Here is a 23147-nt window from a genome sequence, read left to right as displayed (position 1 = left end):
AAATAAGGAATATGTTTGAAAAGTCGCTAAAATATGAACCAAATACAAGCGGTTTTTCATTATAATTATTTTCCCTATTAACGATTATTAAAAGCTCGTAACTTTATCTCGGTAAGTTTTCGCTTGGTATCTAGTGGAAAATCGCCTTTCATCATCCAATCATAATACGATGGTTCGTCCTTAAGTACTTGTACCACAGGCTTTCCAGCGTGTTTTCCAAAGTTGATGACTTCTACGCCTTCACGATTGAACACAATTCTTTGAGCAAAATCTACTAGTTTGGCAGAAGTCAATTCATGAAGCGCATCCATATCGTTTTTGACTGGGACAAAATCTTCGCCTTTTTCATTTTTGATTACTACACCTTCATATCGTTTAACTTGAGCATTCAAAATCTCCAAAGTTGCGATTGTATCAGCTTCGGCTGAGTGAGCATCAATAAGCTCTTTACTACAATAGAACTTGTAAGCTGCCGAAAGGTTTCGTGGTTCCATCATGTGAAAAATTCTTTGAGCATCAATAAGGCGACGATTTTTGACATCGAATTCTACATCATTGCGTAAAAACTCTTCAACTAACATCGGAACATCAAAGCGATTGGAATTAAAGCCCGCTAGGTCACAACCCTCCAAGAATTGAGCCATAGATTTGGCAATTTGTTTGAACGCTGGCTCATTGGCCACATCGTCATCATAAATACCATGAACCATCGATGACTCCACTGGAATAGGTATTCCTGGATTGACACGACGAGTTTTGACCGTCACCGTTCCATCAACATTGGCTTTGGCAATACTGATTTCGACGATACGGTCTTTGATAACATTCACGCCTGTTGTTTCTAAATCGAAAAAGGCGAGTGGCTTGCGAAGGTTTAATTGATGTGTAAGCATAAGGCTAGCCCTCAGGTGAGATGAGGCTTTGCAAAGTTAGAGAAAATATAGTTGATTCCTGTGTTGGGTTTCACTTCTTATTTCTATTTTTGATAAAACATAACAAAAATGAGTATTTTCAGTTATTCTACTGTATTAATTTTGTACAAGCTTTGTAATGAATAGTTGAATCAATAAAACATAAATGGGCTTTTTAAACAAGCGTAAAGGTACTTGTTTAAAGTTAATAGCTAATATATGATAGCCCTCGGTGCTATCATTTGTTTTAATTTAACTTTTACTCATCACTCATTATTTATCACCCTTAGTATCTAACATAGTAGTTGGATTAAAGTATGACCACAAAACAGTTTATCCAAGCTTTAGAAGAAGAATTCCAGCAACAACAATACGGGCAGTCGCCTGTCGAACTCTATGAACCCATTCGTTATTTGATGTCTTTGGGTGGAAAGCGCTTACGCCCACTCATGACTCTTATGTCAACTGCTTTATTTACAGATGAGTGGCAAAAAGCAATAAAACCTGCAACGGCTGTCGAAGTTTTCCACAATTTTACCTTAATGCACGACGATATTATGGACAAAGCTCCCTTGCGTCGTGGAAAACCAACTGTTCATGCCAAATGGAATGACAATACCGCAATCCTCTCGGGCGATGTAATGTTGGTGCAAGCGTATGAGTTGATGCTTTTTGTAGAAGATAAAAACTTGAAAAAAGCATTGCAACGCTTTAATCGTACTGCTGCCGAAGTTTGTGAAGGGCAACAGTATGATATGAATTTTGAGACTCGAGAAAATGTTACCGAGGAAGAATATATCGAAATGATTCGCCTAAAAACAAGTGTTTTATTAGGATTTGCACTCGAATTGGGCGGTATCATTGGTGGTGCAAGCGACAAAACTTGTCAAACATTATATGATTTGGGTATAAATATTGGTTTAGGTTTTCAGTTGAAAGACGATGTATTGGACGTTTATGGTGATCCTATAAAATTTGGTAAGCAGGTGGGAGGCGATATTATTTCTAATAAAAAAACCTATATGCTTATCGAAGCTTTGAGTTTGGCAACTGGCGAAACTAAAACTCAGCTAGAATATTGGTTATCACTAAAAACTTTTGATTCAGCCGAAAAAGTAAACGCTGTGCGTAGGATCTATGACCAATTAGGAATTCGTCAGTTGGCTGAAACTAAAATAAATGAGTACTTTGAAAAAGCTTTTGATTTATTAGATAGCTTGAAAGTTGAAGCAGAGCGAAAAGCTGAGTTGAGAGCCTTCGCTAATATTTTGATTGATAGAGAAGTTTAGGTTAAATTTGTAAAATATGGTGTTTACAATCTAAGTCATTAGCTGTAGACTTTTAACTTAATTGATTGCTAAAGTAAGGTAATTATAATGAACACCTGAGTTTTCATAGAGTCTATACACTCAATATTTAAAAACTTTATGAACAGTCGGCCTTGGTCTGACTGTTTTTATTTTCATTCAATAACAAATGGCAGATTTATCTCTAAATGAAATACTAATTTTAATTACCACCTTGGTTAGTATTTTAGCCTTCCGTAACTATGAGCTTTTGAATAAGCTCTTGATGAACCCTTATCTCATCAATCGTCGACAAGAATATTGGCGTTTTATTACCTCAGGCTTTATACATGCCGACTTTGGACATTTGTTTTTCAATATGTTCACGCTTTATTCATTTGGCAATATGATGGAGTCGGTATATAATCAAATCTCTCCAGTCAATGGTCCTTTGCTCTATTTATTATTGTATATAGGAGGAATCATCGTATCAGACTTGCCTTCTTTTTTCAAGCACAAAAACAACTTTAATTATAATTCCTTAGGTGCATCGGGCGGTGTATCGAGTGTATTGTTTGCTGCAATTTTGTTTGCTCCAACTCAGAGCCTTCATATTTATGGAGTAATTCCAGTGCCAGCTGTACTTTTTGCATTACTTTACACGTGGTATTCGATTTATATGTCACGTCGAAGTATGGATAATATCAATCACGATGCGCATTTATATGGCGCATTGTATGGCGTAATTATTACGATTATTATTTATCCAAAAGTCCTTATGATTTTTACGGAGCAAATTTTGGACTGGCTTCGAGGGTTCTAAGTATTAGTGCTGAATTGTGAATGTAAGATTAAAGCTAAAGCTATCAATATTTTATATTCAAATCTCATTTTACAGATTACTTAAGTTTAATAAAAATATATCAAAGGGTTGAGTGATCTGCTCAAATCCTCCAACTATCTGAGTACAACAAACAGAATAGATTGTTTCATCATTAAGATTTATGCAAAAAAGGAATATTGCCATTTTAGGTTCGACAGGTTCGATTGGCACACAAGCCCTCGAAGTAATTCAGGCGAATCCTACTATTTTTGAAGTAGAAGTATTAACGGCTCAAAGCAACGCCAAGTTGTTGATAGAACAAGCAATTGCTTTTCGCCCCAATTGTGTTGTAATTGGCAACGAGGCACTATATAGCCAAGTTTTTGATGCACTTGATCCACATGGTATTAAAGTGTATGCTGGCGCAAAAGCCCTTGAGTCTGTCGTACAAATGGAGGCTATTGATATAGTGCTGACTTCGATGGTAGGCTACGCAGGATTATTACCGACCATCAAAGCTATTGAAGCAGGCAAACATATTGCTTTGGCCAATAAAGAAACTTTGGTAGTTGCGGGTGAGTTGATTACTGCTTTGGCACAACAAAAAGGCGTTAATATTTATCCTGTCGATTCAGAACATTCTGCTATTTTTCAGTGCTTAGTAGGGGAGTTTCATAATCCTATTGAAAAGATTATTTTGACTGCCTCAGGTGGTCCTTTTAGAGGGAAAAAACGTGAAGAGTTGGCAAACGTAACCAAAGCGCAAGCATTGAAACATCCTAACTGGGTGATGGGAGCCAAGATTACGATTGATTCAGCAAGTTTGATGAATAAAGGCTTGGAAGTAATTGAAGCAAAATGGCTTTTTAATCTCAATGCCTCTCAAATAGATGTGGTGGTACATCCCCAATCTATCATTCACTCGTTGGTGCAGTTTGAGGATGGTTCTATCAAAGCTCAAATGGGTTTACCTGATATGAAATTACCTATTCAGTTTGCATTGGGCTTTCCCAACAGACTAAAATCAGACTTCCCTCGTTTTGACTTCATTAATTATCCAAATCTCACATTTGAGCAACCTGATAAAGAAACATTTCGTAACTTGCAACTAGCATTTGACGCAATGGCTCAAGGTGGAAATATGCCTTGTATCTTGAACGCTGCCAACGAAATTGCCGTGGCTGCTTTTCTGGAAGATAAAATTGGCTTTTTACAAATGTCAGACTTGCTTGAAACTTGTATGGCAAAAGTTCCGTTTATCAAGCATCCAACTTTGGATGACTATATCCAGACTGATGATGCAACCAGAGTATTTGCAAGTGAAAATCTCTAAGAGTTTATCCACAGGAGAAATAGGAATGTAGATAAAAGTATCGAAAACGAACTTTCTCAGCTAAATTATATTTTTTAAAACCTTAATAGAAAACAGTATTGGTCTGACAAGTTCAGACTGGGGCTAAAAGCTAAACAATGGAAGGACTAGTGAAGGTTGGACAACTCATTTTGGGTTTGTCGATTTTAGTAAGTTTACACGAATTTGGGCATTATATCACTGCCAAATGGTTTAAGATGAGAGTAGATAGATTCTACTTATTCTTTGATTTTCTTTTTCCAATACCTACTTTATTGAATTTTGCTTTATTCAAAAAGAAAATAGGTGAGACAGAATACGGTTTAGGCTGGTTTCCACTTGGTGGTTATGTATCAATCGCTGGTATGATTGATGAAACACAAGATGCTTCAAAACTTTCAGCTACTCCTGAACCTTGGGAGTTTCGTGGCAAACCTGCATGGCAACGTCTTATTGTAATGTTAGGGGGGATTATCGTCAATGTGATTTTAGGGGTATTAATCTTCTGGGGCATTAGTTTTAAAGAAGGAAATAACTACATTTCTAAAGCCGAACTAAACAAAGAAGGGTTATATGCTGGAGCACTTGGTAAAGAAGTTGGTTTCCAGTTAGGAGATAAAGTACTAAAAGTAAACGGTGAAGATTTCAATAGTTACACAGATATTGCTGGTGCTATATTAGAAGATAAAACAGTTTATACCGTTGAAAGAAATGGTAAAACAGTAGAGATTGTGATTCCAAGTGACTTCTTAAATAAGCTATCAGACCAAAAAGGAGAGTTTATTCAACCTCTGTATAAATTTAAAATAGGTCGTGTAGCTGAACCCAAAGAAGCCTCTTTCTTAGACAAACTTTTAGGAAAGCCCGCACCAGCCCCTGCACCAGCTTATACAGCAGGTATGAAAAATGGTGACGAAATTGTATCGATTAATGGAACACCCGTGAAATTCTTCCAGACTTTCAAAGAAGAACTTCAAAAGTATAAAAACAAACCAGTAACCTTGGCTATTATGCGTGCTGGTAAAGCCGATACGCTTCGCATGACTACTGCTGAGGATGGTACATTGGGCTTTTTTCCTGAGTATTTGGTTCAAAAATCACACGAAGATTATACATTGGGTCAGGCTTTTGTAGTGGGAGCTAGCAATGCTTTTGATGTAGTGTGGAAAAATATTCAAGGTTTCAAGAAAATTTTTGCAGGTCAGGTTCGTGCTGACAAAGCTTTGAGTGGTCCATTTGAAATTGCTGATATGTACGGCTCGCACTGGGATTGGTTAAACTTCTGGAGTTTGACAGGCTTGCTTTCGATGGCTTTGGCATTTATGAATTTATTACCAATTCCTGCCTTGGATGGTGGTCATGCTTTATTCTTGTTGTTTGAAATTATTACAGGTCGTCCGCCATCAGAAAAATTCATGGAGCGTGCACAACAAGTTGGAACAGTGATTTTACTAGGTTTGATGGTATTCGTTTTAGGAAATGGTCTTTTCAAGAAGCTTTTCTAGAAATACCCAATATATACATTCAACAAACGTATGTTAATAAAATCAAAAAAATATATTCAAAAACCTGTGAGATTCTCTTACAGGTTTTTGCTTTTGGGCGTAATGCTATCGCTTGGATTGATGGCATTTAAGAAACATGCCTTCCATACAAGTATTACCGAAATGCGTTATAACGCCAAGGAAAAAAGCTTTGAAATTAGTCTCCGTGTTTTTAAGGATGATTTAGAAACAGTATTGACCAAAGAAAATCAAGGCAAGAAGATCGTATTAGACAAAACGGAAAAGTTTGACCCACAAATTGATAAATACATACAAAAGCATTTTGTGTGGTTCAATGCCCGCAATCAGCGAGTGGCGTATCACTATTTAGGAAAGGAGCAAGAAGGTGATGCCATGTGGCTATACATCGAAATGCCAGCACAAGAGCCAATCAGTGGTTCAAAACTTCAAAATGATGTATTGATGGACGAGTTTGATGACCAAACTAATGTGGTTAATCTGTTTTATCAGTCCGAAAAGAAATCCTTTATTTTTAATCAAAAGAATAAGGTGTTTGGGATAAGTTTTTAGTTACTATTTCCAATAAATCTTCGTGGATTTTCTCCCAAGATTGAGCCAAATTTATCGTTTCGATTCGGATATGATGCTGTTCTGAAGTATATGATAAGCTTAAAGATTGCTTTACCGTTGGATACAATAAGATACCTTCAGCCTGCTCGTCAGGCTGATTTTTTAGATAGGCAAATAACTGGTAGAGGTTCTCGGTATGTATTTTTTCTGAACTAAAATAGGTATTTAAAGTACGGGTATAATACTTGGTATCAATAATCAACTTTTTGCCGTTGTTCAAAATCAAACTAATATCAGTTTGCATTTTGGGCAAATACTGTGGTTCTGTTCCTGTAAGTTTCCATTGAAGTCTTTCCCTAAAAACCTTAGCACTTTTGAGTTCTATTTTATAAAAATTACGTACAAAAGCTTCAAATAAACCTGACATTTTGCGGTCGTCTTGCTCAAAATCTCTGAATAAAATACTCTCCCCCTGTTCACTTACCATGCTTTGAGAGTAAAGCAATTCACAAATATGTAGTAAAAACGGATAGGTCGTATTTCTATGACAATGGGCAAACGCCTGACGGAACAATGCTTCGTGTAGGGATATTTCTTGAATATGATGCAGTCTTCGTAATTCTGATTGTAAACTTTGGTGAATCTTATCTGAAAGGGTTGATACTTTGAGAAGTCGGACAAGGCTGCTTTTTAAAATCTGATTAGCCAAAATATTATCAGAAAATTCATCAAATTCACAGTATGCCATTCCCTTCTCAAATGCTCCAGTTGCCAAAGAAGGAGAGATATGTACTTTGCCTCTTATGCCTTGGATGTATTGATTTTGTTCTGTGTAGTATTTGAAATATCCTTTCTTCCAAAGCGTAGGTAGCTCTCTAACCAAGATACTCGCTAATAATTCATAGATACTTTTTTGCCCTGATACACCAGCTTTTACCAAGTGGCGTTGCTCAAGTTTATCCCAAGCATAACAAAGCAAAAAGTAGATGTTTTCAATTGGAATCATGTTGGAGCTGAGTAAGAAATAGACTTTAAAGTATCTTTACTAGTTTAAGACTTAGTCTTGGACTTATTTTTTTATACAGTTCATAAGCTGAAACAATAGATAGTCAGAGGCTAAGTCTCGAACTAGACAAGCTAACAGCTACCCAAGTAGTTCCTCAACGCAACTTTGTACCTTTTCGGGCTGGTCGTACCAATATTCTTCAAGCAAAGGAGCTATTTCAAGTTGAATAATACGCTTATACCATTTTTTGGCGTTTTCGCCTGCGGGAAAATGTGTAAAATAACTATGTCCGATTTGAAAGCCTTTTAGTAAATGTCTATCCTGACTGATTTCTTGGTTTAGTACGTTGAATTTTTGAGCAATACTTTCGACAAACTCCTTGTCTAACCCTTGTGCGACTAAGCAATTTACCCACCGTTCATTGAAACAAGGTTGTAAGCTAATAAAGGCAAAGCGACGACGAAGTGCATAGTCAATCATGGTCAGCGAGCGGTCGGCAGTATTCATTGTTCCGATGATATGAAGATTATCGGGAACAGAAAAAGGTTCAGCATCTTTGTCACCATAAGTCAATGGAATTTCGTTGGCTCGTCCACGCTTATCGTTTTCAATAAGTAAGAGTAATTCTCCGAAAATACGACTTAGATTGCCACGATTTATTTCATCAATAATAAAGAAATGGTCAATTCCTGCATTGCGTTGAGCCATTTTACAAAACTCATAAAAAACGCCATTTTTGAGCTTAAAACCACCGTCTCCATCGGGTCTTAGTCCTTGGATAAAATCTTCGTAAGAATAAGACTGATGAAACTGTACCATTTTAATTCTCGATTCATCTTTCGTACCTATGAGTGTGTAGGCAAGCTTTTTTGCCAAGAAGGTTTTGCCAACTCCTGGAGGACCTTGTATAATAATATTCTTTTTATACTGGAGCGTTTCAACGATTTCATCAAATTGCTCGGCTTCGATAAATAAGTCAGCTAAAGCGTCATTTCTTTCAAATGGAATAATGATATTTTCGGCAGCGATAGACTCTTTTTGTAAATCAATCATTGCTTGAATGGCCTCAAATTCGTCTTCGGAGATCTGAAACAAACTTCCTTGATTATTCTTCAGAATATCTGAGTCTTTCAGAAAATGAATTTGCTTAAGCTCTGCCCATTCAATTGGAAAAGGGAGTTTTTCCTTTAAACAAAACGCAATAGATTCACCTGCTACAGGATGAACATGTAGAGATTCGGTAATTTCAAGAATAGCTTTGATTTGTTTAATAGGTGTACTTTCATAGCCAATCACCCAATCGCCTTTTTGTACAGCTTGGAAATGTTGATAAATACGGCGTTTGTTTCCGAATTCGTTATGTGAGGTAAAGAGTTGTGATTGGTGATAGCGAAGCTGTTCAATCGAGCCAGTTTTAGGATTAAGATTGAGCCACCAATAGTTTCTATTTTTTTGAAAAGACATGCAGCAAAGATAAACATTCGGACAGCTCAAGACAAGCGTCAGGTAGGAGTGAAGCTACAATAAAAAACCCATCTACGAAGGATAGATGGGTTTTTATATTCATTAACCATTAAGTTCGATTTCTTCTCCGTGGTTGTTATGAAATTTAAAGTCTGTAATACCAAAAGAGCTATCTTGGATAATATTGACCCAAGTTTTGTATTTGAAATACCATTTCATTCGAAGAGAAGGGAAACCTTTGGTAAAGTATGCATGCAAGAAAGGGTGCAATACGATAGTTGGCTTTTTCTCATTTTGTTTGATAATGATATGCTCAAGATGATGCTCGATTACATCTGAAACAACAATACTCGCTGTAATTTTACCTGTACCGCCACAAGTAGGACAGTTTTCAGACGTTACAACGTTCATCTCTGGGCGCACTCTTTGGCGAGTAATTTGCATTAAGCCAAATTTGGTAAGCGGCAAGATAGTGTATTTTGAGCGATCAGATTTCATTTCCTCCTTCATGATATCATGAATCAGCTTTTTGTGTTCAGCTTTCTTCATATCAATAAAGTCGATAACGATAATGCCACCCATATCGCGAAGACGTAACTGACGAGCAATTTCTTTGGCTGCTTCGATATTTACGCTTACTGCGGTTGCTTCTTGGTCTTCTTCGCTATTTGATTTGTTACCAGAGTTGACGTCGATTACGTGCAAAGCTTCGGTATGTTCGATAATCAAATAACCACCAGCAGGAAGACTTACTGAGCGACCAAAAAGCATTTTTAATTGCTTTTCGATACCATATTGTTCAAATACTTTGGATTTACCCTGGTGTAATTTTACAATACGTTCTTTTTCTGGTGCGATGTGCTGTACATAAGCACGAGCTTCTTGGAATAACTCTGGTGTGTCAACAATAACGCTATCGAAGTTTTCATTCAACAAATCGCGGAGCATAGAGGTTGCACGGCTCATTTCGCCGATGACCTTGTCGCGCGGTTTTGCTGATCTGAGGGCTTTCATGCCAGCGTCCCATTTGGCTAAAGACTCCTTCAAATCTTTATCCAATTCCTCTACATCTTTGCCTTCAGCTACAGTTCGAACGATTACGCCAAAATTGGCAGGCTTGATAGACGACATCAATTTGTGTAATCTTTGGCGTTCGGATTTGGCAGTAATTTTTTTCGAAATGTTTACACCATTCGAAAATGGTACCAAAACTGTGTAGCGACCAGCGATAGAAATATCGCAAGATAAGCGGGGGCCTTTGGTCGAAATAGGTTCTTTTACGACTTGAACAAGGATAGGAGAATTTTTACCTAAAACCTTATCAATTTTGTCGTGTTTGTCTATTTCGGGTTCAAGCTTAAAGTTGTCTAATCTTCCAGAATTGTGTCTTCCAGCGATAACATCTTTGGTGAATTTATTCAGGGAATTGACATTTGGGCCTAAGTCATGGTAATGCAAAAACGCATCTTTTTCATAACCAATATCAATGAAGGCTGCATTCAATCCCGTAACCATTTTCTTGACTGTACCGAGATAAATATCTCCTACAGAAAAGTGTGGTTCGGACTCCTCTAAGTGATACTCCACAATCCTTTTGTCTTGCAAAAGAGCAATGCGGTCACCTTTGGGAGTCGAATTGATGATTAATTCGTTGCTCACAGGTGATTGAAGGATTAGAAGTGAATAGTATATAAGAAAACGAATATATATTGTCGCTGTGAGCGGTTGGTGAATAGAAAATCAAAGCCATCAAACTACATATAGAAAGGTTCGTGCCGAATAGTAAAAAGCAAGTTGTAAGAAATTGATTAAAGCAACTGAATTTTACAATTGGGAAGTCATTCCATCGGAATGAAATAATGTAATAGTGAGTCTATAGTATTTTATTGGTTTTTTGATTTTTAATGTTGCTGACTTATTGCGTGGCTGTGTATTATGACCAATCTATAATACAACGGAATCCATGCTGTCATGAGCAGATAAATTATTGCCAAGAAATAAAGTAAGAAGGCAATGAATTTGGGTTTTACCTAGCAATCTCACAAAAACGACAAAAACAGGCTCTTTTCTACGAGAGAAAATAGCCTGTTTTCTAGTAATTAGCAACTAAGGATTAGCACCAATTCGTACTAATCCTTAGTTACAGATTACTTCTTCTTATGTCTATTCTTTCTAAGACGCTTCTTTCTTTTGTGAGTTGCAATTTTGTGTCTTTTTCTTTTCTTTCCGCAAGGCATGACTTTAAAAGGTTTTAAATGTTACGAAATCTGTTTTAGTTGTTTGTCACAGAAGATTCCTATCCAAGCACAATTTAGTGATAAAGTAGGAACTTACCGAGAACTTATTTTAATTTTGATAAAATTTCATTGGCAGCTGCCTTCTCCTGAGGGTCTTTGCTATTGGCTAAAACTTTCTCTAGAATTGTGCGAGCTTCATCAGTACGGTCGAGTTCTGCCAAACAGTATCCCAAGTTCAATGCTGCTTTAGAATTAGCAGGGTTGATTTTTAGGATTTGTTTAAAACGCTCAACGGCCTTCCCAAACTGATTCGACCGAATTGATAGAATCCCCAAATTGAACAATGCTGGTTCAAATTCAGGCTCTTTTGCAATTACCTCACGAAGCATCAAGATTCCTTGCATAGGAGTTGATGTTGAAACGTAAGTCATTGCCATGTTCGTTTTTGCTAGAAGATTATTAGGATTTTTGGTTAAAATCTCTTGATATAATGTTCTGGCTTTTTCTCCCATATTCTTGGTCTTAGCATCTTCGAGTGCGTAGGTAAAGGCTTCATAATATAAATCTGCTGCCTTCATCAAATTGTGCTCGCTGTTATCAAGTTTTACGACTTCTTCTGCATAATATGCAGCGCTGTCGTATCTTGTAAATGCTGTAAACTTCGAAATAAGAGCATTTGCTGCTTCGATTTTATCTTGCTTGCTTGAACTTCCTAAATATTTCGCTCGTAAACTTTCAACTACCTTGCTCTGTTCGGGGCTAAGGGCTGTGCCATGGCTTTCATTAGCTTCACCTTCGGTGTGCTGATGGGTGTCTTCCGACTCAACGGCTTTATCACGATTGGCTGAGCCAGTCTGTGCTGATTGCTCTAAGGTCTTTTTCTCGTCACTTACCACAACCTTCGGAAGGCTATATAAAGCTCCAACCGTACCCAGTGCAACCACTATTATGAAGATAAAAGACTTTTGCATGTCGTTTACAGATATGTTATCTGTTATGGGTTATCTGCTATGAGTTCATAACCGATAACCTATAACTGACAACTTATTGCGAAAAATTACTTAGCGTTAGTTTTAACTTGCTCGATAAAGATTTTAGCAGGTTTGAAGCTTGGAATAAAGTGCTCGTCAATCACAATAGAAGTGTTTTTCGAGATGTTACGAGCAACCTTCTTAGCTCTTTTCTTGTTCACAAAACTACCGAATCCACGAACGTAGATAGGTTCACCTCCAGCCAAGTTATCTTTAACTACAGTGAAGAATGACTCTAGTGTGCTAGATACATCTGCCTTGTCAATGCCCGTCTTGTCTGCGATTTCTGCGATTACGTCTGCTTTTGTCACTTTTTTAAAAAATTTAGGAGTTAATAAAATATGATAAACAATGGTTGTCGATTGCCATAAGTTTCCAAAAAATTCAGTTGAATTAGCATCGATTAAGATCGATTTCAGTGAATTTTGCTAACTCTCACAGCCTCAAATTATAAGCCCCTGATTATTAAGGGTCACAAAGGTACGACTTTGGTTTCAAATATGAAAGAATCAATAAATAAATGTCTGAACTTTTTTTTCGTAAATGCTTAATTTTTAGCTATTTGAATTCTAATTCTAAAATTAATCTAATGCAGACTTCTTTCTTTTCTCCTATTATTCCTTGGTTTTTGTTGTACTTCTTTCACGAATCATGGATTATTTATAGATTGTTTTATTATAAAACTCTTCGTTTATTTTTATTTAATCTACTAACCTTTTGGACTAGATAAGTTTCTTAAAAGATTATCACTTTTATAAACCTATTCAGTACTTTATAGGTTAAATCAAAACAAGATTTTTTAGTTTTGATTTCTGTTTTGTCGCAAAAATCTAAATCAAACATCTTTTTTAAGCTAAATCCGAAAGTCTACTTTCTTTTTTCATGACTGAATTTTCACAATTCCCTTTTTCTCAAAAACTTGTACAGTGGTACGAAATCCATAAAAGAGATTTGCCTTGGCGTAATACCACTAATCCTTATTATATATGGTTATCAGAAATAATTTTGCAACAAACAAGAGTTGTTCAAGGAATGCCCTACTATTACAAATTCGTAGAGGCTTTTCCGACAGTATTTGATTTGGCAGTCGCCGATGAGGCTGAGGTTTTGCGTTTGTGGCAAGGGTTAGGCTATTATTCTCGTGCTCGTAATTTGCATACAACTGCCAAAATAGTGGTTGACGAATACAAGGGTGTTTTTCCTGATTCTTATCAAGAGCTTCTCAAGCTAAAGGGTGTTGGCTCATATACTGCTGCTGCTATTGCCTCTTTTTCTTATAATGAGCCAGTAGCTGTGTTGGATGGAAATGTGTATAGAGTACTCTCAAGAGTATTTGGGATTGAGACGGACATTGCCTCAAATGAAGCGAAAAAAGTATATTCTGAATATGCACAAATGCTTTTACCCCTCCAAAATGCCGATACTCATAATCAAGCTATCATGGAATTTGGTGCTATTCAGTGTACGCCAGGTACTCCAACTGATTGCATGTTTTGTATTTTTGCTAATGAATGTGTCGCCCATGCACAAGGTCGTCAGGCTGTGTTACCTATAAAAAGTAAAAAGGTCAAAGTAAAAGAGCGATTCTTTCATTATTTCTTAATAGAACAAAATGATAAGTTTGTAATGCGTAAGCGTGTAGGTCGTGATGTTTGGGAAGGTATGTATGATTTTTATTTGATAGAATCTTCACAAGGGTGCTCACTAGAGGTGTTATTAGAACATGATGAGTGGTTGAATAACACTCTCTTGAATGGAATTGTGATGAGTGAGTCTGGAACTTTTACCCATGTCCTGACACATCAAAAGATTCAAACAAAATTCTGGTACATACAAGTTAATCCTGACTTTTCTCTAAATTTGCCAGAAAATCATGCGTTTTATAACCTATCTGAGGTAGACGATTTACCCAAATCTACTTTGGTGAATAATTATTTGACTCAAGAATCTAAAATTTTAACATAGTATTCATACGAATAGATAGTTGGAGATTGGTAGGAATTTTATTAAATTCACTCATGTTTATGTTTGAATTCTCACACCGAACTTAATTTATACCACTTCGATTTTATTTACAACTATCTTAAAAAAAAATAACCCAAATGGCTGGCGTAAACAAAGTTATCTTATTAGGCAATTTAGGCTCTGACCCAGAAGTAAGAGTATTGCCTAGTGGCTCAAAAGTGGCAAATTTTAATATTGCTACCTCCGAATCCTACACAAATCGTGACGGACAACGTGTAGAACAAACAGAATGGCATCGTATCGAATTGTGGGATGGGTTGGCCAACATCGCAGAACAATATCTTCGTAAAGGTAACTCTGTGTATGTAGAGGGGCGTATTCGTACAGAAGAATATGTAGACAAGGATGGTATCACACGTCGTGGTATCCGTATCCGTGGTACATCTATGACATTAGTAGGTGGTGGTAACCGCGACAATGCAGCTAGTAACGAAGGTGCTCCTATGGCATCGACTCCTGCACCCGCTCGTCCTAATCCTGCACCAGTAACACCTCCACCTCCAGCATTTGATGCAGGTGGTGATAGTGATGACTTGCCATTCTAACGAAAGGCTTATCATTTGTTAGACTAGCCATATTTTACCCGTTTTGTGGCTAGTCTAACTTTTGTTTAACTAAACAAACCAAACCTTGGAAACTCGATTATCTGACGATTATCACCCGATTAGGGTGCTTTTGGCCCAAGTTGAAAGCACCTCATCTTACAGCGTATATGGTATTGATGCGCTTATCTTGATTGCCCTGTTGGGTATTTCTGCACTGCTGGCTGGCTCTGAAGTAGCCTTTTTCTCCCTATCTGCTGATGAACGTGTTGCCTGTCGTGAGAGCGATAGCGGAAGTGAGCGTACTGTTGCCAAGTTGCTCGACAAACCTCAACAACTATTAGCAACACTTCTGATTGCTATCAATCTTGTTAACATCACTTTTGTTACCATCTCTACTTATCTTACTGAACAAATTTTAGGCGAAGAGGAAAAAGAGGGGTTAGTTGCTACCTTGATTTTATTAGTGGGGGTAACTTTCATGATTACTTTTTTTGGCGAATTGATACCAAAGGTGTGGGCACAACAAAATAATTTGAAATTTGCCAAACTCACTGCTCCACTTATCGAGGTTGCCAGCATTGTATTCAAGCCGTTGTCTTCTTTACTTTTAGGAATAAGTCATATTATTGAGAAACGTGTAGAGCGAAAAGGATATACTATTACAGCAGATGAGCTAAACCATGCACTTGAAATTACTACTGGACAGGGGACTTCAGCACAAGAAAAAGATATTTTAAAAGGAATTGTCAATTTTGGAAGTACTTCTGCGAAGAGTGCAATGCGTCCCCGTCGTGATGTAACAGCTTTTGATGTTGAATGGGACTTTCATGAGTTGATGGATAAAATAAATAAATCAGGATATTCTCGTGTACCTGTTTATAAAGAAACTATCGACAAAATAGAAGGTGTACTTTATATTAAAGACTTATTGCCACATATTGAAAAAGATGAATATTTTAATTGGCAAGAGTTGATACATCAAGCATTCTTTATCCCAGAAAGTAAAAAGATTGATGACTTGCTCTATGATTTTCAGGAAAAGCGTGTACACATGGCTATTGTAGTAAATGAGTATGGAGAAACTGAAGGTATTATAACGATGGAAGATATCATCGAGGAAATTGTAGGTGATATCAATGATGAATACGATGAAGAGGATTTAGGGTATAAGCGCTTAGAGGATGGTTCGTTTGAGTTTGAAGGCAAAGTTACACTAAACGACGTGTGTCGTGCGTTAGGAATAGATAATGACTATTTTGATAAAGTAAAAGGTGAAAGTGAGTCATTAGCAGGTTTATTAATCGAATTATTTGCTCGATTACCTCATGCGGGCGAAGAAATCGATTATGATAAATTTAGATTTAGGATTGCATCTGTCGATACACGCCGTATCAAAAGAGTAAAAATGACAATCAAGAATGAGGAAACTGACGAAACCAATCGAGAACTTACCTAACAAGTGACATCATTATTCAATGAAATATTACCCATTTTTAACTTTATTAATAGGACTTATTGCTTGTAATAACGACTGTCCAACTCCAATAATTGACGACTTTGAGAAAGGTGTAGGTAGCTTAATAGAAAATAAAAATCTAGATGAAGCTTCTGGATTAGCTTCTAGCTATACCAACGCTGGTATGATATGGTCACATAATGATAGTGGTGATACAAATCGTATTTTCTTAATGGATAGCTTGGGAAAAGGGACAAAGGAGTTTTACTTGGAAGGAGCTGTAAATAGAGACTGGGAAGATATGTCTATTTCGAAGTTTTCGGATGGTAACTATATTTATGTTGGTGATATTGGCGATAATCTAGCTGTGTATCCAAGCTGTACAATCTATCGTGTAAAAGAGCCTAATATAGCTAGCCAAGTAGTACAAGCAAGTAATAGTATTACCTTAAAGGATGTTCAAAAAATTACTTATGTATATCCTGATGGTGCACGTGATGCTGAATGTATGTTTATCGATCATGATACCAAAGATATTTATATTCTCTCAAAAAGAGACTTGAAGCAACGATTGTACAGATTACCATACCCGCAATCTTATACCCAAACCATCACAGCGGAGTTTGTAGAAGAAGTTACCTTTTCTACAGCACTCAATACGATGTTTTATATTACAGCTGGAGATATTTCGCCTGATAATAAAGAAATCCTTATCAGAAACTATGGGCAGATATATCATTGGCGAAGAGCCGACGGTGAATCAATTGCACAAGCTTTGCTACGACCAGCCAAATTGCTCGATTACACTTACTCAGCAAGCGAGGAGCCACAAGGTGAAGGAATAACTTTCTCAAGAACTGGAACAGATTATTATACTATCGGAGAAGCGACAGATTATAAACTTCCTGTAAAGCTTTTTAGATATGCTAGAAAAAAATAGGCAAGCTTAGCTTGCCTATTTTTTATTTAAAACGAAATTTTATCTCCTTGCTTAATACCATTTCGCTGACAAAATCCTGCATTGACTTCCAACACATACTGAGCTGGCTTGTAAGAAGGAATTGCTTCTTCTGAGAAAGGTGGGCGATTTGGTTGTATAGTGATGACTTCCTTATTAGAATTGATAAACAAAAGGTCTAAAGGAATGTAGGTATTTTTCATCCAAAAGCTTCTTTCTTGACTATCTGGAAAAACAAACAACATTCCACATGTATCTGGCATACTTTTACGATACATCAAGCCTTGGGTGGTTTCGGCATCGTTATCAGCAATTTCGATACTAATTTTCTTCTGAATTTTCGGAAATGTTAAATCTCCTTCTTTTTTAAAGGTAGGTTCGTTTGAAACAACACCAGATGGAGCAGGTGTCGAAATAGAGCTTACAGTTCCAGCTTCGCTATCTTCTGAACGAAAAACAGCAATCAGCTTTGGAACCATACTTCCAAACAATAACAAACCTACAAATAATAGAACTACAACTTTTTTCATTTTCAAGAGTATTTTTAATGAATGAAGAAACCTCAATAATGAGATTTTATGATAAAATTCTCAATTTTGCGAAACTGAGTAAAAGCGTTTTTTCACCAACACCTCCTTCAAACTCAATGGTTGCTTTACGGTCATTTCCGTTCACATCCATTTTTTTGACCTTACCATAACCAAATTTCAAATGCTCCACTCGATCACCTTCTTGTAAGTTTTTGGTATCACTTGGCGCAAAATCTGGAGAAGGCACATACGTTGCTGGTGCCGAATTCACTACAGGCTTTTTCTGAATCAAATTAGAGGTCGTTGTGGATATGCCAGTTTTGTTGCTGAGAGGCAAATTATTAGATACAACACCAGATTGATTATCGACTCTTCTGACAAATCCTTGTGGAATGCGTTGAGTTTCTTCGACAGCACGACGAATATTTCTGGCAAACTGTAAATATTTCGGGTCTATTTCATCCAAAAATCTACTTGGCTCACAAGGCTTCAATCGTCCGTATTGGTATCTACTTTCGGCATAAGACATCACAAGTTTTTTCTCAGCACGAGTAATAGCCACGTAAAATAAACGACGTTCTTCTTCCAAATCCGCACGACTTTGAAGCATCATTTGACTAGGGAAAAGGTCTTCTTCCATCCCTGCCACATACACATGGTTAAACTCCAAACCTTTGGCACCGTGAATCGTCATCATGGTTACACGGTCGTTGTCGCCATCAGGGTCATCCTCATCAGCGGTCGTTAACAAAGATACGGTCTGAAGAAAACTTGCTAGAGAGTGATCTTCAGTATCTGGGTTATCTACAAATTGTTTGATAGAGTTCAATAATTCCTGAACGTTTTCATAACGAGAAAGTCCCTCAACGGTTTTATCCTCATGAAGTTCCTTTAACAAACCCGAAGCTTTAGCTACATGACTGGCAATTTCGTAAGCATCTTTGTTGGGTACTTGAGTCATGAGAATAAACGACTTTATCAAATCTGCAAACCCTTCGATCGTCTCAGCAAAGCGTCCAGCTTGATATTGACGGATATTACTCACGATTTCCCAAACAGGTTTTTGTTGTTCGGCTGCTGTAATTTCAATACGTGCGATAGTAGTATCCCCAATTCCTCTTTTGGGTAAATTAATAATACGCTTAAATGCCTCAATATCTCGCTGATTTATCACAAAACGTAAATAAGATAGAAGGTCTTTGATTTCACGTCTTTGATAAAAAGATAAGCCCCCAACAATACGATACTTGATATTTAGCCTACGAAGAGCTTCTTCAAAGGCACGTGATTGGGCATTGGTACGATACAAAATGGCAAAATCTGTATTGCGCAAACCCAAAGCCATTTTGGCTTCGAAAATATTAGTCGCAATCAAACGCCCTTCTTCATTGTCTGAAGCCGCCTTGATTAGTTCGATAAGCGAACCTTCTTCGTTTTCGGTAAAAATATTTTTCTTTAACTGATTTTTATTTTTAGCGATAACCGAATTTGCTGCTTGTACAATACTATTAGTTGAGCGATAATTTTGCTCCAACTTAATGGTTACGAGATTCGGGTAGTCTTTTTCTAAATTAAGAATATTGTCAATATTAGCTCCACGGAACGCATAAATAGACTGTGCATCGTCGCCCACTACCGCCAGATTGTTGTGCATGGCAGCGAGTTTCTTAATAATCAAATATTGTGAAACGTTGGTATCCTGAAACTCATCGACCATGATGTATTGAAACTTCCTCTGATATTTGTCTAATACGACAGGATGGTCTCTAAACAATATATTAGTATTGAAAAGCAAGTCATCAAAGTCCATTGCATTTGCTTGAAAACAACGCAACGTGTATAATTTATAAAGTCTGCCTATTTCAGGAAGCTTTGCTGCTGCATCATCTGCCTGAATAATGGGATTGTTGAGATATTCATCTGGGCCAATCAAACGGTTTTTAGCCCCCGAGATTCTGTTGAAAACCACATTGGGTTTATAAACCTTATCGTCGAGTCCTCTTTCTTTGATGATACTTTTTAGTAAAGATTTAGAATCGTCAGTATCATAAATAGAAAAGTCGGGAGTGTAGCCCAAGTGTTTGCCTTCAAAACGTAATATTTTGGCAAATACTGAGTGAAATGTACCCATCCAAATATTTTTGGCATCATTACCTACTGCTTTTTCTACCCTTGCTCGCATTTCACCTGCCGCTTTATTGGTAAAGGTCAATAGCAAAATCTGAAAAGGATCTACGCCTTTATCTAATAAATAAGCTGTTCGAAAGGTAAGAACTCTCGTTTTGCCAGAGCCTGCTCCTGCAATAATCATGAGAGGACCTGTGATATGTTGTACTGCCGCCTGTTGCGGTTCGTTAAGACCTGCTAAATAATCCATATTTCAAAAACTCAATACTATTACAAGACACAAGCCATCAACCTTTATTAGTGAAAAGATTGATGGCTTGTAAGTCAAACCATTCGCCAAAATTACGAAGAAAAACTATGGTAATCAGCTTATATCGAATATCCTTTACTAAGTTTGAATAACACCTACTTTAAATTCTTTATCGATAGGGGCATGATTAGCGGCTGCAATACCTTCCGAGATGACTCTTCGTGTATGAAGTGGATCGATGATTTCATCTACCCAAAGTCGTGCAGCTGCATAATAAGGTGTTGTTTGTGTGTTATATCTTTCGATAATTTCTTTGAGTAATAGCTCTTCTTCTTCCTTCGAAACCTCTTTGCCCTGCGACTGCATCGATGCAATTTGCGTTTGTAATAAGGTCTTGGCGGCTTGTTCACCACCCATTACAGCGATTTTAGCGCTTGGCCAGGCATAAATAAAACGAGGGTCATAAGCCTTTCCACACATCGCATAATTACCCGCTCCATAAGAATTACCAATGACAATCGTAATCTTAGGAACAACCGAATTAGCTACAGCATTTACCATTTTAGCACCATCCTTAATAATACCCGAATGCTCCGAGCGACTTCCAACCATAAATCCCGTAACATCTTGTAAGAATACCAACGGAATTTTCTTCTGATTACAATTCATAATGAATCGAGCAGCTTTGTCGGCTCCATCATTATATATAACACCTCCAATCTGAACTTCGCCTTTGCCACTTTTAGTAATCAAGCGCTGATTAGCCACAATGCCCACAGCCCAGCCATCAATACGAGCATATCCACAAAGAATAGTTTTTCCGTAATCTTTCTTAAACTCATCAAACTCCGAATTATCAACTAAGCGCTCAATAATATCTATCATATTATAAGGCTTGGTTCTGAGTTCGGGTAAAATATCATAAATCTCTTCCTGATTTTTGATAGGCAAACTAGGGGTTGTTCTATTAAAACCAGCTTTGGTATCCTCTCCAAGTTTTCCAATAATTCTTTTTACCTGATCCAAGCACTCTTGTTCGGTTGAAAATTTATAATCAGCATTTCCAGAAAGTTCAGTATGTGTCACAGCGCCACCCAATGTTTCGGCGTCAATGTTTTCTCCAATGGCCGCCTTCACCAAATAGGGCCCCGCCAAAAAAATAGAACTTTGCCCTTCAACCATCAACGTTTCGTCTGACATAATAGGAAGATAAGCTCCTCCAGCAACACAACTTCCCAACACAGCTGAGATTTGAGTAATGCCCATCGCACTCATAATTGAGTTATTGTAAAAAACTCGACCAAAATGTTCTTTGTCAGGAAAAATCTCATCTTGCATTGGCAGAAAAACTCCTGCACTATCTACCAAATAAATAATAGGAAGCCTATTTTGTAAAGCTATTTCCTGCAAACGAAGATTCTTTTTTCCAGTAATGGGAAAATACGCTCCAGCTTTAACAGTTTGGTCGTTGGCAACAATCATACATTGTTTGCCCGAAACATAGCCAATACCTCCAACAGTACCTCCAGCAGGGCATCCACCATACTCTTTGTACATTTCAAAACCTACAAAAGCACCCAATTCTAAAAATTCTGTATCAGGGTCGATTAAGTAGGCAATGCGTTCTCGTGCAGTGAGTTTTCCTCTATCGTGTTGTTTGGCAATATTTTTGAGCCCACCTCCTAGTTTTATCGTCTCTAGGTAATTTGTCATTTGCTCCACCAATTGCTGGTTAGAGGATTGATTCATAGTTGACATGAGTTTTAGATAATAAATTGTTGATGAATGTGTTTATATAGAATAGCACTACACTCTGTAGTGTATATAACCTTGTCAAGTTATATAAATTATGCAAATATTAATAAATTGGATAATTTGACCAAATAGGCTACATTAGCAAATACTTAAATTTTCTAAATAGGGAACAATCCTAATAAATTGTCTTATCATAAACTAACTATATACATATTTATATAATGACCAGAATTCTGCTCGTCGAAGATGATGAAAGCCTAGGGTTTGTAGTAAAAGATAATCTTGAACAAGAAGGATATCAAATCGATTTACAAGTAGATGGTAAAGCGGGACAAAGAGCTTTCCAACAAAATGAATATGATTTGTGTATTTTTGATGTAATGCTTCCAGAAATGGATGGGTTTACGCTGGCCGAAACCATTAGAAAAGCAGGAAGTGAAATTCCTATTATATTCCTAACGGCAAAATCTCTGAAAGAAGATCGTATCAAAGGCCTTAAATTAGGAGCGGATGATTATTTGACAAAACCTTTCAGTATAGAGGAACTTGTTTTACGGATTGAAGCTATTCTAAAGAGAACAGGCAAAAAAACTACAGTCCCAAATGGTGTGCTTCAAATAGGACGTTATATACACGATAGTAAAAACCTTAAATTGACTATCGATGATTTTCAACAAGAACTTACCCATCGAGAATCAGATTTATTAGCCTTTTTGATTCAACATAAAAACGAAACACTCTCTCGTGATAAAATTTTAATCACTATTTGGGGAGATGATGACTATTTTAAAGGAAGAAGTCTCGATGTTTTTATCACTCGCTTACGGAAATACCTCAATAAAGACACTAATATCAAGCTCAGTAATGTACATGGAGTAGGTTTTCGTTTAGAAGTAAGCTAAAGTTTAAAATAATATTTATAAATATTCGAAGTATTAATTGTATTTGTGAGCTTGTAGATATGACATCAATTGAATAATATCAATTTGATGTCATTTTTTTTGACTGTTATGCATTCTGATGTTCAACGACTTATAAAAAACTTTTAAAAATAGTGTCAAAAAGATTTGGAAGGTTGGGAATAAAGTGGGAATTTTGCACTCCCAAACGACGGGAACGGAGTTGTAGCGAAGAAAAGAAGTTGAGAGTTGCGAAAATAAATTTCAAAAAATATTTTCAAAAACATTTGGAATTTAAAAATAAAGCTACTAATTTTGCACTCCCAAACAACGGGAAGCGGTTAAATCGAAAGAGGTTTAGCGACAATTTTTGAGATAAGTTACTGACGATAAGTTGGTTACTTGTTTTGGAGAAAAG

The 23147-nt window shown here is 36.9% G+C and carries 19 protein-coding genes; 10 read left to right on the top strand and 9 right to left on the bottom strand.

Annotation, left to right across the window (positions count from 1 at the left end; translation table 11 throughout):
* Positions 1-77: 77 nt before the first annotated feature.
* A complete protein-coding gene (locus QM491_RS24355) occupies positions 78-893 on the bottom strand; it encodes a 3'-5' exonuclease (RefSeq protein WP_283330163.1) in 816 nt (271 codons plus the stop codon).
* A gap of 335 nt (positions 894-1228) precedes the next feature.
* Between QM491_RS24355 and QM491_RS24350 the strand changes: the two genes are divergently transcribed.
* From QM491_RS24350 to QM491_RS24330, 5 genes are all read left to right on the top strand, one after another.
* Positions 1229-2200 carry a polyprenyl synthetase family protein gene (locus tag QM491_RS24350; RefSeq protein ID WP_283330162.1) on the top strand — a complete coding sequence of 324 codons (972 nt, stop codon included), beginning with the start codon at positions 1229-1231 and terminating at the stop codon, positions 2198-2200.
* Between the two features lie 187 nt (positions 2201-2387).
* Positions 2388-3020, top strand: a complete 633-nt coding sequence (locus QM491_RS24345) for a rhomboid family intramembrane serine protease (protein WP_283330161.1) — start codon at positions 2388-2390, stop codon at positions 3018-3020.
* A 181-nt stretch (positions 3021-3201) separates the two neighbouring features.
* Positions 3202-4353: a 1-deoxy-D-xylulose-5-phosphate reductoisomerase gene (locus tag QM491_RS24340; RefSeq protein ID WP_283330160.1), complete on the top strand. Its 1152-nt coding sequence runs from the start codon at positions 3202-3204 to the stop codon at positions 4351-4353.
* 137 nt (positions 4354-4490) lie between these two features.
* On the top strand, positions 4491-5876 hold the full coding sequence (gene rseP, locus QM491_RS24335; protein WP_283330159.1) for an RIP metalloprotease RseP: 1386 nt from the start codon (positions 4491-4493) through the stop codon (positions 5874-5876).
* A 30-nt stretch (positions 5877-5906) separates the two neighbouring features.
* Positions 5907-6446, top strand: a complete 540-nt coding sequence (locus QM491_RS24330) for a DUF6702 family protein (protein WP_283330158.1) — start codon at positions 5907-5909, stop codon at positions 6444-6446.
* On the opposite strand, the gene QM491_RS24325 is transcribed toward QM491_RS24330, so the two are convergent.
* From QM491_RS24325 to QM491_RS24305, 5 genes are all read right to left on the bottom strand, one after another.
* Positions 6409-7452, bottom strand: coding sequence for a 5-methylcytosine restriction system specificity protein McrC (locus QM491_RS24325; RefSeq protein ID WP_283330157.1), 1044 nt, complete (start codon positions 7450-7452; stop codon positions 6409-6411). The two genes, QM491_RS24330 and QM491_RS24325, sit on opposite strands and share 38 nt — an antisense overlap.
* Positions 7453-7590: 138 nt before the next feature.
* The gene (locus tag QM491_RS24320) at positions 7591-8916 is read right to left on the bottom strand and encodes an AAA family ATPase (RefSeq protein WP_283330156.1); all 1326 of its coding nucleotides are present in this window, start codon (positions 8914-8916) and stop codon (positions 7591-7593) included.
* Between the two features lie 102 nt (positions 8917-9018).
* Positions 9019-10575, bottom strand: coding sequence for an Rne/Rng family ribonuclease (locus QM491_RS24315; protein WP_095160137.1), 1557 nt, complete (start codon positions 10573-10575; stop codon positions 9019-9021).
* Between the two features lie 682 nt (positions 10576-11257).
* A complete protein-coding gene (locus tag QM491_RS24310; RefSeq protein WP_283330155.1) occupies positions 11258-12124 on the bottom strand; it encodes a tetratricopeptide repeat protein in 867 nt (288 codons plus the stop codon).
* An 86-nt stretch (positions 12125-12210) separates the two neighbouring features.
* On the bottom strand, positions 12211-12495 hold the full coding sequence (locus tag QM491_RS24305; RefSeq protein ID WP_095160139.1) for an HU family DNA-binding protein: 285 nt from the start codon (positions 12493-12495) through the stop codon (positions 12211-12213).
* A gap of 571 nt (positions 12496-13066) precedes the next feature.
* Between QM491_RS24305 and mutY the strand changes: the two genes are divergently transcribed.
* From mutY to QM491_RS24285, 4 genes are all read left to right on the top strand, one after another.
* Positions 13067-14149, top strand: a complete 1083-nt coding sequence (gene mutY, locus QM491_RS24300; protein WP_283330154.1) for an A/G-specific adenine glycosylase — start codon at positions 13067-13069, stop codon at positions 14147-14149.
* A gap of 137 nt (positions 14150-14286) precedes the next feature.
* Positions 14287-14754 (top strand): single-stranded DNA-binding protein, encoded by a 468-nt coding sequence (locus tag QM491_RS24295; RefSeq protein WP_283330153.1) that lies wholly within the window; start codon positions 14287-14289, stop codon positions 14752-14754.
* 85 nt (positions 14755-14839) lie between these two features.
* Positions 14840-16210, top strand: a complete 1371-nt coding sequence (gene gldE, locus QM491_RS24290) for a gliding motility-associated protein GldE (protein ID WP_283330152.1) — start codon at positions 14840-14842, stop codon at positions 16208-16210.
* A gap of 19 nt (positions 16211-16229) precedes the next feature.
* Positions 16230-17150, top strand: coding sequence for a PE-PGRS family protein (locus QM491_RS24285; protein ID WP_283330151.1), 921 nt, complete (start codon positions 16230-16232; stop codon positions 17148-17150).
* 26 nt (positions 17151-17176) lie between these two features.
* Here the strand turns inward: QM491_RS24285 and QM491_RS24280 are convergent, their stop codons facing one another.
* The 3 genes from QM491_RS24280 to QM491_RS24270 all read right to left on the bottom strand — a co-directional run bounded on the left by QM491_RS24280 (position 17177) and on the right by QM491_RS24270 (position 21824).
* Entirely contained in the window at positions 17177-17698 is a 522-nt protein-coding gene (locus QM491_RS24280) for a DUF192 domain-containing protein (RefSeq protein ID WP_283330150.1), read from the bottom strand.
* Positions 17699-17744: 46 nt separating this feature from the next.
* Positions 17745-20075 (bottom strand): ATP-dependent helicase, encoded by a 2331-nt coding sequence (locus QM491_RS24275; RefSeq protein ID WP_283330149.1) that lies wholly within the window; start codon positions 20073-20075, stop codon positions 17745-17747.
* Between the two features lie 138 nt (positions 20076-20213).
* Entirely contained in the window at positions 20214-21824 is a 1611-nt protein-coding gene (locus tag QM491_RS24270) for an acyl-CoA carboxylase subunit beta (protein ID WP_283330148.1), read from the bottom strand.
* 227 nt (positions 21825-22051) lie between these two features.
* Here QM491_RS24270 and QM491_RS24265 point away from each other — a divergent pair, with 227 nt between their 5' ends.
* Complete coding sequence (locus tag QM491_RS24265) at positions 22052-22732, top strand: response regulator transcription factor (RefSeq protein WP_283330147.1); 681 nt, start codon at positions 22052-22054, stop codon at positions 22730-22732.
* The last annotated feature ends 415 nt before the right edge of the window (positions 22733-23147 follow it).

This window comes from Flectobacillus longus (assembly GCF_030056705.1).
In the GTDB taxonomy this organism is placed as follows: Bacteria; Bacteroidota; Bacteroidia; order Cytophagales; family Spirosomataceae; genus Flectobacillus; species Flectobacillus longus.
This window is presented reverse-complemented; position numbering and strand designations above follow the sequence as displayed.